Raw genomic sequence first — 12,342 nt, 5'->3', positions numbered from 1 at the left:
GTGGAGCCCAGAAGCGAGCTTGCCGCCGAGCGCCACGCCCGGGGCTACAACTGCGCGCAGGCCGTCGTCTGCACCTATGCGGACTTGGTAGGCATGGACGAGACCACGCTCTTCAAGGCGTGCGAGGGCTTGGGGCTTGGCATGGGAGGCATGGAGGGCACCTGCGGCGCGCTCTCGGGCGCTTGCATGCTGGCTGGCCTTGTAAACAGCACGGGTGACCTCGCGCACCCCACGAGCAAGGGTTCGACCTATGCGCTCTCCCGCCAGATGGTGGCGGAGTTTGGGCGCGAGGCTGGTGCCACGGCGTGCCATGACCTCAAGGGCCGCGAGACGGGCGTGGTTCTCACTCCCTGTCCGCGCTGCATCGAGATAGCCTGCGAACTAGTTGAGAAGACGCTCTTCTCGGGCAAAGACGCCTAAACGTCACAGGGTTTTCTGCGCCTTCCGCGCGGGTTCGAGGCCATCTGGGTGGCAACGAGCCCGTGCGGCGCTATCATGGCCCTTGTTGCGTGTGCATTTGGGGCATCGCACCCTTCGAGAGGAGATTCATGAACGTTCTTGTCATCAACGCCGGCAGCTCGTCTCTCAAGTACCAGTTGCTCGACACCAAGACTCGCGAGGTCTACGCAAAGGGCAACTGCGAGCGCATCGGCATCGACGGGTCATTTGTTGGCCATGAGGAGCGCGGCGGCGAGAAGAAGAAGCTCGAGGTGGCCCTGCCCGACCACAAGACTGCCGTGAAGTACGTCTTCCAGATTCTCGACGAGGCGGGCTTTGACACCGCGAAGATCGAGGGCATTGGCCATCGTGTCGTTCAGGGTGGCTGGTACTTCCCCGAGTCCAAGGTTGTTACCGACGAGACCCTGGGCTGGGTCCGAGAGGTCGCGCCGCTCGCGCCGCTGCACAACTACGCCGAGGCGGACGTCATCCAGATCTGCCGCGAGATGTTCCCCTCCATCGGCAACGTGATCGTGGCCGACACCTCGTTCCACTACAACATCCCCGAGAAGGCATGGCGCTACGCCCTCCCGCGTGACGTCGTGGACAAGCTTCACATCCGCAAGTACGGCGCGCACGGCACTTCTCACCGCTACATCTGGCGCACCACGAGCCAGTTCCTCAACGGCGACGTGCACAAGCTCGTCTCCTGCCACCTTGGCTCCGGCGCGTCTCTTGCCGCCATCCAGGACGGCCACGACATGGACACCACCATGGGCCTCACGCCGCTCGACGGCCTCATCATGGGCACCCGCTGCGGAACCATCGACCCTGCTACCGTCTGCTACCTGGTGCGCGAGGGCGGCTACACCATCGACGAGGTCGACACCATGATGAACAAGCAGTCTGGTCTGCTTGCGCTCTCCGGCGTCTCTTCCGACTCCCGCGACATCGAGGCGGGCGCCGAGAAGGGCGACAAGAACTGCCAGATGGCGCTCGACATGTTCTACTACCGCACCTCTCAGCTCATCGCAGAGATGGCGCAGTCCATGCACGGCTTTGACACCATGGCCTTCTCCGCAGGCATTGGCGAGAACTCCGCCGAGATGCGCCTGGGCGTGGCCAAGGAGCTCGAGTGGCTGGGCGTCAAGATTGACGAGAAGGCCAACGAGGTCCGCTCCGACGACCCACGCGTCATCTCCACGCCGGACTCCAAGGTGAAGGTGCTTGTCGTCCCCACCAACGAGGAGTACATGATCGCCCTCGACGTCGAGGAGCTGCTCTCCAAGTAGTTCCTGGCAACTGCGTCAGCAACGAGAAGGCCGCCCCGACGTCATGCCCGGGGCGGCCTTTTGCGTGCTGCTGGCTGAAGAGCAGGTGGTGCGCTGTCAGAACTCTAGAACGGCGACACGGAGAACTCGTAGGAGACCTTCTCGCCCAGGTCGAGCGACTCCATGCCACGCTTCTCCTCGAAGATGTCCGACTCGTCGTGGCAGGTGGCGACGCCACGCCAGGGCTCGACGGCCACGAAGGGAGCACCGGGTGCCGACCAGACTCCCAGGAAGGGGAAGTCGTCGAAGTCGAGCTCGACGCCGTGGCCGCTCTTGGTGCCCAAGAGCGTGACCGTGCGGCCGGGGACGTCCTGGAACGTGAGCGTGAGGTACTTGTCGAAGAGCTCATGCGAGAGGGGCAGCGCGTCGGCGTCCTCGAAGAGCGTGTTTGACTGGTTGAAGTCGCAGAGGCCATCGGTGTCGATGCTAGGGGAGACCGCCGTCCAGGGGCGCGTGAAGCGAAGCTCGTAATCATCGAACGTCTCGCCGTCTGAGCCGGGGGCGGGAACGTTGAAGGCAGGATGCCCGCCGAGCGTGAAGGGCATGATCTCGTCGCCGGTGTTGGTGACGGTGAAGCGCTGCAGCATGCGCTCGCCATCGACGGTGTAGGTCATGTTGAGGCGGAAGGCGTATGGGTATGCGCGCATGGTCTCCGGCGTGCTCTCAAGCTCGAAGGTCACGGAGTCGTCGGTCTGCTCGACGATGCGATGCTCGTAGTTTCTTGCCAGGCCGTGGCGTCCAAGACGAACATCGCCCGCCGCGCTCTTGGCGAAGTTGTTGCGCAGGCATCCCACGATGGGGAAGAGGATGGGTGCCCTTCTCGGCCAGAAACGCTTGTCACCCTGCCAAAGGTACTCGCTGCCGTTGAGCTTGAGGTTCATGAGCTGGGCGCCCATCGAGTCTATAGAGGCCTCGAGCGCTCCCTTGTGGATGGTTGTGATGGTCGACATCGCTTCCCCCAAACGTCGCATGCGTCCCAGGCGGGTGCCTGGCCAGGCACCCTTGGTGCCTGCTCTGTCTATTCCCAAAAACGGACAAAGCGCACCCTTTGATGTGATCATTTCGACGCATCCGCCAGAGAAGCCTTGAGTTAATCGAGGTTTTTCTAAGGTGCCACGATTGTTAACAGATGGGGCTTGCGCCAAGGTGCGAGTAGAATAGCTCTTCGGGCATCTGTGACCGTTTAGATGGGGTCGATGTCTACACGTGGCGCCATGCGTTTCTCCGCTGCGCCACCGCTCGCATGCTTGTCTTTGTTCGGCGCACGTAAGCTGCACCTAGGAGGTCTGCATGGTAGTTGAGGAACTTGAGCAGTACGGGATTCACCACACCGATGACAGGACGGCGGTAGACCCTTCGCCAGCGCGCCTTATCGAGAAGGCCGTTTCGCGTGGGGAGGGCATCCTTACCAGCACCGGCGCCCTTGCGGTAACCACCGGCAAGTACACAGGACGCTCGCCCAAGGATCGTTTCATCGTTGATACGCCCGACGTCCACGACAAGATCGCGTGGGGCAACGTGAACGTGCCCTTCTCCGAGGAGGACTACCAACGCGTCCACGACGAGGTCATCTCGTACCTCTCCGAGCGCCGCATCTTCATGGTCCACGGCATCGCAGGCGCCGACAGGCGCTACTCCCGCAAAATCCTGGTTCTCACCGAGCTTGCCAGCCAGGCGCTCTTCGCGCACCAGATGCTCGTGCGTCCCACCGAGGAGGAGCTTGCCAACTACGGCCGCGCCGACTTCGTGGTCATGGCGTGCCCCGGCCTCAAGCTTGACCCGGCCGTGCACCACACTCACTCCGAGGCCGCGGTCATCATCAACTTCAAGGAGCGCGTGGTTCTCATCGCCGGCACCCAGTACTCCGGCGAGATCAAGAAGTCTATCTTCTCGGTTATGAACTACCTGCTCCCCGTTGAGGAGAACGTGCTCACCATGCACTGCTCCTGCAACATGAACCCGCAGTCGCACGGCACCACGGTCTTCTTTGGCCTCTCCGGCACCGGCAAGACCACGCTCTCTGCCGCCGAGGGGCGCCTGCTCATTGGCGACGACGAGCACGGCTGGGCGAAGGATTCCGTCTTCAACATCGAGGGTGGCTGCTACGCCAAGACCATCCGCATCTCCGAGGAGACCGAGCCCCAGATCTGGCATGCCATCCGCTTTGGCGCCCTCTGCGAGAACGTGGTGCTCGACCCCAACAGCCGCATCGCCGACTACGATGATGATTCCCTCACCGAGAACGGCCGCGTTGCCTACCCGGTCGAGTTCATCGACAACGCCGTGGTCAAGGGCCGTGCCAAGCGCACCCCCGACGTGGTGATCTTCCTCACCGCCGATGCCTTCGGCGTGCTGCCCCCCATCTCCAAGCTGGACGAGAATGCCGCCATGTACCACTTCATGACCGGCTTCACCTCCAAGGTCGCCGGCACCGAGCGCGGCATCAAGGAGCCCACGCCCACGTTCTCCTCGCTCTTTGGCGAGCCGTTCATGCCGCTTGACCCCATGGTCTACGCAAAGATGCTCGGCGAGAAGATCGAGCACAACGGTACGCGCGTCTACCTCATCAACACCGGTTGGTCCGGTGGCTCCTATGGCACCGGCAGCCGCATCAAGCTCAAGTACACGCGCAAGATGGTTGAGGCCGCTCAGTCTGGCATCATCGACGACTCCGAGTTTGTGCACGACGAGCGCTTCAACCTCGATGTGCCCACGAGCTGCCCCGGCGTGCCCGACGAGCTGCTCAACCCGCGCAGCACCTGGGCTGACAAGGATGCCTACGATGCCACTGCCGAGAAGCTCGCGCAGATGTTCGTCGAGAATGCCGAGAAGCGCCTGCAGTCGATGACGCCCGAGGTTCGTGCCGCTGGCCCGCACCCTCTGGGGAAGTAGGGTTTACGTCTGAGGTGCCGCTGCGGGACGTATGACGCCGGAGCGTACGTTATCGCAGCTAATGCGTATGTGAGAGGCCCTGTGGCGCCAAATTGACGCCACAGGGCCTGTGTTTTGGCAGCAACCCCGCGCGAAACCCTCGCTGCGGCGCCGTTCTGGCGCCACGGGGCGCATTTCCGCAGCAACTACGTACAAAAGAAGCCCTCCGGAGCCTAATTGACGCCGGGGGGCACGTTTACGCAGGCTCTACTCGCCAGACCTACTCGGCCATCTGCGCCTGGACGGCGGTGATGGCAACAACGCCCACGATGTCCTCGGCGGAGCAGCCACGCGAAAGGTCGTTGACAGGCTTCGCGATGCCCTGGAGCACCGGGCCGTAGGCCTCGGCGCCGGCGAAGCGCTGGACAAGCTTGTAGCCAATGTTTCCGGCCTCGAGGTCGGGGAACACGAGCACGTTGGCGTGACCGGCAACGGTGGAGCCGGGAGCCTTGAGCTCGGCCACGCTCGGCACCAGGGCAGCGTCAAGCTGCAGGTCGCCGTCGACGGCGAGCTCGGGGGCCTTCTCGTGCGCGAGAGTGGTTGCCTCCTGGACCTTGGTGGGAACGTCGCCCTTGGCGGAGCCCATGGTGGAGAAGGAGAGCATGGCAACCTTGGGCTCGGAGCTCATGTACTTCTTCCAGGAGTTCGCGGAGGCGATGGCGATCTCGGAGAGCTCGTCGGCCGTGGGGTTGATGTTGAGGCCGCAGTCAGCAAAGAGCAGGGTGCCGTTCTCGCCGTACTCCGCCTTGTCGGTGCACATGATGAAGAATGCCGAGACGAGCTTGGTGCCGGGGGCGGTCTTCAGAATCTGGAGCGCGGGACGCAGCGTGTTGGCAGTGGAGTGGCAGGCGCCAGAGACCAGGCCGTCGGCGTCGCCCATCTTGACCATCATGGTGCCAAAGTAGGTGGCGTCGTTCATCTGCTCCATGGCCTCGGGCAGCGTGACGCCCTTCTTCTTGCGCAGCTCGGCGAAGGCGGCGGCGTACTCGTCGTGCTTCTCGGCGGTGCGAGGGTCAATCACGGTGACGCCGGGGACGTTGACCTTAGCGGGGTCGCCTAGGATCACGAGCTCAGCGATGCCCTCGTCAACAATCTGTCGCGCGGCCGCGATGGTGCGCGGATCCTCCCCCTCGGGAAGGACGATCTTCTTCTTGTCTTTCTTCGCGGCGCTCTTCATACGGTCGAGAAACTCGCTCATCGATTCTCCCTCTTGTCTTGACGTCTTCCGCTTGCATCCCCGAGCTGGCCACTCGCGGGTACTGGCCTGTAGATTGTGCGGCCAACGCCCTCCGGTCACATGGGGCCGCACCCATTATAGGAGCGAGTGTTAGAATCAACAGCCAGATTGAGACTGGATGCATGCGTATTGTGTGCCCCGTCTGATGTACCGCCTTGTGCGGTTGGTGGAATAGGTGCCTCACGGGGCGCTTGGGAAGGACTTTCATGGGAATCGCAAACGGACTGCCTGCGGGCTTCAACCCTGATGCATACGACGCCATCATCGTGGGCGCGGGCTACGCAGGTGCGGTCTGCGCACGCCGCCTTGCCGAGGCGTGCGGCATGAAGGTTGCCGTCATCGAGCGACGCGACCACATTGGCGGCAATGCCTACGACTACGTGGATGATGCGGGCATCCTGGTGCACAAGTACGGTCCACACATCTACCACACCATGAACGACCGCGTGAACCAGTACCTCTCGCGCTTCACGGAGTGGACTGGCTACCAGCACAAGGTTCTGGCCAACATCCACGGCACGCTCATGCCGGTCCCCTTCAACCACACTTCGCTCAAGCTCGCCTTTGGCGACGAGAGGGGAGAGGCGCTCTACCAGAAGCTCGTGGCGACCTTCGGTGAGAACAAGAAGGTCCCCATCATGGAGCTCCGCGAGAAGAACGACCCCGAGCTCTCCGAGGTCGCTGACTACGTCTATGAGAACGTCTTTCTCCACTACACCATGAAGCAGTGGGGCAAGACCCCCGACCAGATTGACCCGTCGATCACCGGACGCGTGCCCGTCTTTGTTGGCGACGACGATCGCTACTTCCCCACGGCAAAGTACCAGGGCATGCCCGCCGAGGGTTACACCAAGCTCTTCGAGAACATGCTCAACCACGACCTGATCTCCGTGTTTCTCGGCGTAGACGTGCGTGACATCCTTAAGGTGAGCACCTCGAACGTCCTCATCTGCGGGCGTCCCTACGGCGGAGAGATTGTCTACTCCGGTCCCCTTGACGAGCTCTTTGGGCTTGATCTGGGTGCGCTGCCGTATCGCACGCTCGACATGCAGTTCGAGACGCTCCCCATCGACCAGTTCCAGCCCGTGGGCACCGTCAACTACACCACCTCCGAGGACTTCACGCGCATCACCGAGTTCAAGAACATGACCGGCCAGGTGGCACCCGGTCGCACGACCATCATGCGGGAGTACTCCAAGGCCTACGTGCCCGAGAGTGGCCAGACGCCGTACTACGCCATCCTTGAGGACGACAACCTCGAGCTCTATCGCCGCTACCGCGAGCGTGTTGCCGGCATTCTCAACTTCCACTGCGTCGGCCGCCTTGCGGAGTACCGCTACTACGACATGGATGGTGTGGTTGCCTCGGCGCTCAACCTGTCCGACGAGCTCATCCAGGTGCACAAGTAGCACGCTTCGGGGCGGGGCACAGCGCTCCGCCCCGTTTCTGTCTCGCGCGTACGCGCCAACCACAGCCACGCTCCCTCGACCAAGGACAAACCCACATGGAGAAGACCATCACCTTTGGCATCCCGTGCTACAACGCGGCGGCCTACATGGACAAGTGCATCACTTCCATTCTCGAGGGATCCGGCTATGCCGAGGACGTCGAGATTGTGATTGTGGACGATGGCTCCACCAAGGATGACACCCCCCAGAAGGCAGACGAGTGGGCCGAGCGCTATCCCAACATCATCCGTGCGGTTCACCAGGAGAACGGCGGTCACGGCAAGGCCGTGATGGCGGCTATGGGCGTGGCCCAGGGCGCGTACTTCAAGAACATCGACTCCGATGACTGGTTCGACGCAGAGGCACTCCAGCGCCTTCTCACCACGCTCCGCCGCTTTGATGAGCTTGGCGACAACGTTGACCTCGTGATCACCAACTACGTCTACGAGCACGTGGAGGATGGCACGCAGAACGTGGTCGACTATCGCCACGTGCTGCCGGTGGGACGCGTCTTTACCTGGGGGGAGATTGGTCACTTCAAGAAGACGCAGTATCTTCTCATGCACGCGCTCACGTATCGTACCAAGACCCTGCGCGCCGCCAACCTCCAGATGCCGGCCCACACGTTCTACGTGGACAACATCTACGCCTACGTGCCGTTCCCCAAGTGCCACAGCCTCTACTACCTTGACGTGGACCTCTACCGGTACTTCATTGGGCGAGAGGACCAGTCCGTAAACGATGCCGTGCTCACGAGCCGCGTTGACCACTACTGGCGCGTTGCCCGCGTGATGTGGGAGGCCTACCACCTCTACGACGACGTCCAGCCGCGCAAGCTCCGCGAGTACATGATGAGCTACTTCACCATCATCATGGCCATCTGCTCGGTCTTCTCGAAGAAGTCTGATAGGCCCGATGCCGAGGAGCAGCTGCAGAAGCTCTGGGTTGACCTTAAGGCCTACGATCCTAAGATGTACCGGCGTGCTCGCCACGGCGTGGTGGGCATTGCGACCAACCTTCCAGGCCTTGTGGGCAAAGACATCACGCTCTGGGGCTACCGCGTGGCCCAAAAGCACGTGAAATTCAACTAGGGACGCGCGAGGGGAGACGCCCCTGAAGCACAGTGCCCCGTTTGCTTCTGGAGTTACGCTTCGCGAAGAACTCCTGAAGCAAACAGGGCACTGTGCATGCGTCTTCCCTCGGCGCGTCTTGCCCCTGGTTCTAGGAGCACTCCTCGGCGGAGTTTATCGCTATTTCTGAGACGAGATAAAGGCGACCTGCGGATTTGCGGGTCGCCCTTGCAAAAGAGCGATATTCTCCGCGAGGAGAGCGTGGGGCGAGAGCGGCGGCGTAGGTGTTCCCGCGCAGTCTATGCCAGGTCGCGGGCGGCGGGGAAGCCGTAGGCGGCAGTGGCGCTTCTCGCACCGTCTGCAATTGCTCGCTCGAGGGCGCGCGTGGCGAGAACCCCCACGACATCCACTTGTGCCTCGACCTCTCCCGTTGCCATCACAAAGATGGTGTCGCCGTCGTTGGTGGTGTGCGTTGGCCTAATAGCGTGGGCATAGGCGTCAGCCGCCATCTGGGCCACCTTTGTGGCCTGCGGCTTGGCGAGACGCGCGTTGGTGACCACGCACGAGATAGTGGTGTTGGTGCGGCGCTCGAGGGGCATCTGAGCCGCCAGCGAGAGAACCTCTTCCTCGGTGCTCGCGCGTCCCGCACCGTCCGGCGTGCGGAGGCCTGCGATGGGTGCTCCGGTTGTTGGGTCGACGACGTCTCCGCATGCGTTGACGGCGGCCACCGCACCGCAGATAAGGGCGCCTGCGGTCTCCACGTCCTCGCCGAGGCCGCTCTTCATGGTGCGCGCGGGGCCACCGAGCTTGCCCACGGTGCAGCCCGTGCCGGCTCCCACGTTGCCGCGGGTGAGAGGCTCTCCGCTGCCGGCGAGCGCCAGGCGCGTTGCCTGGGCGCCGTCCTCTGCGCTGGGACGCACGTGGGGGTCTCCGCAGGCCAGGTCAAACACGCAGGCGCCCGAGACGATGGGCACGACGCCAACGCCCACATCGAGGCCTATGCCATGGCGCTCGAGCTCTTCCGCGACCCCGCAGGAGGCCGCGAGTCCGTAGGCAGATCCGCCCGAAAGCACTACAGCATTGAGCGTCTGGACGGTCTCCTCGGGGCGGAGAAGGTCTGTCTCGCGCGTTGCGGGGGCGCCGCCGCGCACGTCCACGCCACCCGTAGCGCCCTTGGGGCATACGATGACCGTGCAGCCGGTACCTGCCTCGGCGTTGGTCGCGTGGGCGGCAAAGATTCCCGGAATCTGAGTGATGCTCTCGATGTTCGCCATGCCTTGTCCCTTCGCTTGCTAGTCCTGTGCGTCCAGACAGCGGGCTACAAGGTCCTGTCTGCCAAGAAGACCCTCGAGCTCCCGCACGACGCGGGCAACCGGCAGTCCCACGACGTTTGCCCAGTCGCCCTCAATGCCGCTCACGAGCAGCCTTCCCTTGCCCTGGATGCCGTAGGCGCCTGCCTTGTCCATGGGCTCGCCGGAGGCCACGTAGGCACGGATCTCCTCGTCTGTGAGGTCGAAGAACGAGACGCGTGTGGTCTCGATGAAGGATCTGGTGGCGACTGCGTTTGCGGCGCGGTCCAGCTGCATGAGGCAGACGCCAGTGGAGACGTGATGTGTACGGCCCGAGAGCTCGCGCAGCGTGGCGCAGGCGGCTTGCTCATCTGCGGGCTTTCCCAGCACGTCGCCATCCTCGGTCCACACAATGGTGTCGGCGGCGAGAAGTACGTCATCGGTCGCCTTACCTGCCAGCGCCAGGCGCGTTGCTTCGGCCTTCTGGCACGCAAGGCGCTCGACCAGGTGCGAAGGCGTCTCGCCTTCAAGTCGGGTCTCGTCAATGTCTGCGGGAACAATGGTGAGGGAGAAGCCTGCCGCCTCGAGGAGCTGGCGCCTTCTGGGGGATTGCGATGCCAGGTACATATGGTTCCAATCACGTGGGTGTATCAAGTCGTAGCATAGTCGTTCTGGCCAAGCGGCTGCAGACGACTTGCATACGAAAAGCGAGGGGGCCGCTTCTGCGACCCCCTCGCCTGTGCCAAAGCCGTGTGAGCCGTGTGGGCTACTCGACGGTGATGGCGGAGACGGGGCAGTTGTCCGCCGCCTCCTGGGCGCCGTCCTCGGCGTCCTCGGGCACGTCGCCCTCGATGGCGTGCGCCACGCCGTCGTCGCCGATGCTGAAGACGTCGGGGCAGGTGCCCTCGCAGAGACCGCAGCCGATGCAATCCTCGTTGACAGAAGCCTTCATGTTGCGTTCCTCTCACTTGAACTTCTCGTCCCTGGGCCCCTTACCCAAGGTCTTAATCTTTTTACACGTTTCCGCAGCGGTGCGCAACGTTATTCTGCCTACGGTCTAAAAAGAGCTGCGAGACACGGAATTTGGCCGCTGAGCTGCGGTTTATTCCTAGCAAAAGAGGGGGATTTGCGGGTAAACGTGGTGTTGCCAGGTTGTACGCAAACGGAGTGGCGCAGTAATATTCGGTCTTCCTGGGGCTGTGCGTTGTGGCAAATTGTTTGCCTGGCATACGTCTGTGCCCAAAAGTCCGCACGGAGCTATCGCGCGTCTACTCTATGCAGGATGGTCACGTTCTCAACGTGGAAGGTCTGCGGGAAGAGGTCGACCGGCGTCACGCTTACGGGCTCGAACACGCCCTCGTCGCGGAAGCGCGCAAGGTCGCGTGCAAGCGTTGCGGGATCGCAGGACACATAGGCAATGGCGCGCGCCGGCTGGTCAGAGAGCTGCGCGACCACGTCTGCCGCAAGCCCCGCGCGGGGCGGGTCAACCACGATAACGTCCGCATCAACGTCGGGAAACTCGATGCCGGCGTCTCCACCTATGGGGTCAACGTTGGTGAGGTTCGCCGCATCAAGGTTGTGACGCAGGTCCCTCACGGCAGGTCCATAGGACTCGACTGCCGAGACGAAGCCGGACTTGCGCGCAAGCGGCAGGGTGAAGGTGCCCGCGCCGCAATAGAGGTCCATGGCCTCCTCGTCCTCGGTGGGGGAGAGCCCCTCCATCACCAGCGAGACTAGCTTGTCGGCGCCTCTGGTGTTCACCTGGAAGAATGAGGGCGCCGAGACACGCATGGACTCGCTGCCCACAAGCTCGCCCCAGGAGCCCTTGCCCGAGAGCCGCTCGATGCCGGCAATGCGGCGTGCCTTGGCTGGCCCCTTCTGCATGACGCGCACGACGGATGTCACCTTCGTGGCATCGCCCAGCACCTTGGCCACCTGCGGGCGCGGGAAGGGACCGGGCGCACCCCAGAGGGCCACCTCGAGCTCCTTCGTGCGCCGAGAAGCGCGAATGCCCACGCGCTCGAGTCCCAGGTCACGAGAGCCCGCCAGGAAGTTCATTGCCCCCTGCACGGCCTTCACGACGCCCTTGAACTTGGTGTCCAGAAGCGGGCAGGCAGGGACCTTCACCACGCTGGCAGATCCTGCCGCATGCATCCCCACCACGGCGCGCCCGCGCTGGGTCTCCACGGCAAGCTCGACCTTGTTGCGGTAGCCCCAGGGGTCGCCGGGGGCGACGATGGGTGCCACGAGGGCCTCGGCAGTCTCGGTCGGGAAGCCCCCCAGGCGCACGAGAGCGTTAACGACGCCGGAGCGCTTGGCAGCAAGTTGCGCCTCGTAGGAGAGGTGTGCCCAGGGGCAGCCGCCGCAGACGTCCACAAAGGGACACGGTGGTGTCACGCGGTCTGGCGAGGCCTCGAGCACCTTGGTCACATGCGCACGGGAGAAGCGCGCCTCGTCGGCATCGGTCTCTGCCTCCACCGTGTCACCTGGCACGCCACCCGTCACGAAAACGGTCTTGCCGTCACCGTCGTGCGCAATCGCCTCTGGGCCGTAGCCCATACGCTCGATCTTGAGCCTCGTTGTCGTCATGCATGTGTC

Annotated in this window: 11 protein-coding genes; 5 read left to right on the top strand and 6 right to left on the bottom strand. The window is 63.3% G+C overall.

Features of this window, described 5'->3' with window-relative positions; genetic code table 11:
• Both BMX94_RS00935 and BMX94_RS00930 read left to right on the top strand, forming a co-directional pair.
• Nucleotides 1–420 (top strand): C-GCAxxG-C-C family protein, encoded by a 420-nt coding sequence (locus tag BMX94_RS00935; protein WP_286159971.1) that lies wholly within the window; start codon nucleotides 1–3, stop codon nucleotides 418–420.
• Between the two features lie 128 nt (nucleotides 421–548).
• Complete coding sequence (locus tag BMX94_RS00930) at nucleotides 549–1,730, top strand: acetate/propionate family kinase (protein ID WP_091002499.1); 1,182 nt, start codon at nucleotides 549–551, stop codon at nucleotides 1,728–1,730.
• A 104-nt stretch (nucleotides 1,731–1,834) separates the two neighbouring features.
• Here the strand turns inward: BMX94_RS00930 and BMX94_RS00925 are convergent, their stop codons facing one another.
• Entirely contained in the window at nucleotides 1,835–2,719 is an 885-nt protein-coding gene (locus BMX94_RS00925) for an aldose 1-epimerase family protein (protein ID WP_091002498.1), read from the bottom strand.
• 340 nt (nucleotides 2,720–3,059) lie between these two features.
• On the opposite strand from BMX94_RS00925, the gene pckA reads away from it, so the two are divergent.
• Complete coding sequence (gene pckA, locus BMX94_RS00920) at nucleotides 3,060–4,661, top strand: phosphoenolpyruvate carboxykinase (ATP) (RefSeq protein WP_091002496.1); 1,602 nt, start codon at nucleotides 3,060–3,062, stop codon at nucleotides 4,659–4,661.
• 259 nt (nucleotides 4,662–4,920) lie between these two features.
• Here the strand turns inward: pckA and pta are convergent, their stop codons facing one another.
• A complete protein-coding gene (gene pta / locus BMX94_RS00915) occupies nucleotides 4,921–5,997 on the bottom strand; it encodes a phosphate acetyltransferase (protein ID WP_286159970.1) in 1,077 nt (358 codons plus the stop codon).
• 146 nt (nucleotides 5,998–6,143) lie between these two features.
• On the opposite strand from pta, the gene glf reads away from it, so the two are divergent.
• The gene (gene glf, locus BMX94_RS00910) at nucleotides 6,144–7,346 is read left to right on the top strand and encodes a UDP-galactopyranose mutase (RefSeq protein ID WP_059054556.1); all 1,203 of its coding nucleotides are present in this window, start codon (nucleotides 6,144–6,146) and stop codon (nucleotides 7,344–7,346) included.
• A 95-nt stretch (nucleotides 7,347–7,441) separates the two neighbouring features.
• On the top strand, nucleotides 7,442–8,476 hold the full coding sequence (locus tag BMX94_RS00905) for a glycosyltransferase family 2 protein (RefSeq protein WP_091002492.1): 1,035 nt from the start codon (nucleotides 7,442–7,444) through the stop codon (nucleotides 8,474–8,476).
• Nucleotides 8,477–8,754: 278 nt separating this feature from the next.
• Here the strand turns inward: BMX94_RS00905 and BMX94_RS00900 are convergent, their stop codons facing one another.
• The 4 genes from BMX94_RS00900 to rlmD all read right to left on the bottom strand — a co-directional run bounded on the left by BMX94_RS00900 (nucleotide 8,755) and on the right by rlmD (nucleotide 12,333).
• Nucleotides 8,755–9,729: a P1 family peptidase gene (locus tag BMX94_RS00900; RefSeq protein WP_091002490.1), complete on the bottom strand. Its 975-nt coding sequence runs from the start codon at nucleotides 9,727–9,729 to the stop codon at nucleotides 8,755–8,757.
• Between the two features lie 18 nt (nucleotides 9,730–9,747).
• A complete protein-coding gene (locus tag BMX94_RS00895; protein WP_091002487.1) occupies nucleotides 9,748–10,371 on the bottom strand; it encodes a Maf family protein in 624 nt (207 codons plus the stop codon).
• Between the two features lie 139 nt (nucleotides 10,372–10,510).
• Nucleotides 10,511–10,696, bottom strand: a complete 186-nt coding sequence (locus tag BMX94_RS00890) for a ferredoxin (RefSeq protein ID WP_032111849.1) — start codon at nucleotides 10,694–10,696, stop codon at nucleotides 10,511–10,513.
• Nucleotides 10,697–11,001: 305 nt separating this feature from the next.
• Complete coding sequence (gene rlmD / locus BMX94_RS00885) at nucleotides 11,002–12,333, bottom strand: 23S rRNA (uracil(1939)-C(5))-methyltransferase RlmD (protein ID WP_091002486.1); 1,332 nt, start codon at nucleotides 12,331–12,333, stop codon at nucleotides 11,002–11,004.
• Nucleotides 12,334–12,342 lie beyond the last annotated feature (9 nt).

Origin of the sequence: Olsenella sp. KH3B4 (genome assembly GCA_900111695.1) — a bacterium.
Lineage (GTDB): Bacteria > Actinomycetota > Coriobacteriia > Coriobacteriales > Atopobiaceae > Tractidigestivibacter.
This window is presented reverse-complemented; position numbering and strand designations above follow the sequence as displayed.

Excerpts from the sequence above, each read along its gene's own strand:
- BMX94_RS00900 (WP_091002490.1), bottom strand. The coding sequence starts at position 9,729 with ATGGCGAACATCGAGAGCATCACTCAGATTCCGGGAATCTTTGCCGCC.
- BMX94_RS00930 (WP_091002499.1), top strand. The coding sequence starts at position 549 with ATGAACGTTCTTGTCATCAACGCCGGCAGCTCGTCTCTCAAGTACCAG.
- BMX94_RS00895 (WP_091002487.1), bottom strand. The coding sequence starts at position 10,371 with ATGTACCTGGCATCGCAATCCCCCAGAAGGCGCCAGCTCCTCGAGGCG.
- BMX94_RS00925 (WP_091002498.1), bottom strand. The coding sequence starts at position 2,719 with ATGTCGACCATCACAACCATCCACAAGGGAGCGCTCGAGGCCTCTATA.
- rlmD (WP_091002486.1), bottom strand. The coding sequence starts at position 12,333 with ATGACGACAACGAGGCTCAAGATCGAGCGTATGGGCTACGGCCCAGAG.
- BMX94_RS00905 (WP_091002492.1), top strand. The coding sequence starts at position 7,442 with ATGGAGAAGACCATCACCTTTGGCATCCCGTGCTACAACGCGGCGGCC.
- pckA (WP_091002496.1), top strand. The coding sequence starts at position 3,060 with ATGGTAGTTGAGGAACTTGAGCAGTACGGGATTCACCACACCGATGAC.
- glf (WP_059054556.1), top strand. The coding sequence starts at position 6,144 with ATGGGAATCGCAAACGGACTGCCTGCGGGCTTCAACCCTGATGCATAC.
- BMX94_RS00890 (WP_032111849.1), bottom strand. The coding sequence starts at position 10,696 with ATGAAGGCTTCTGTCAACGAGGATTGCATCGGCTGCGGTCTCTGCGAG.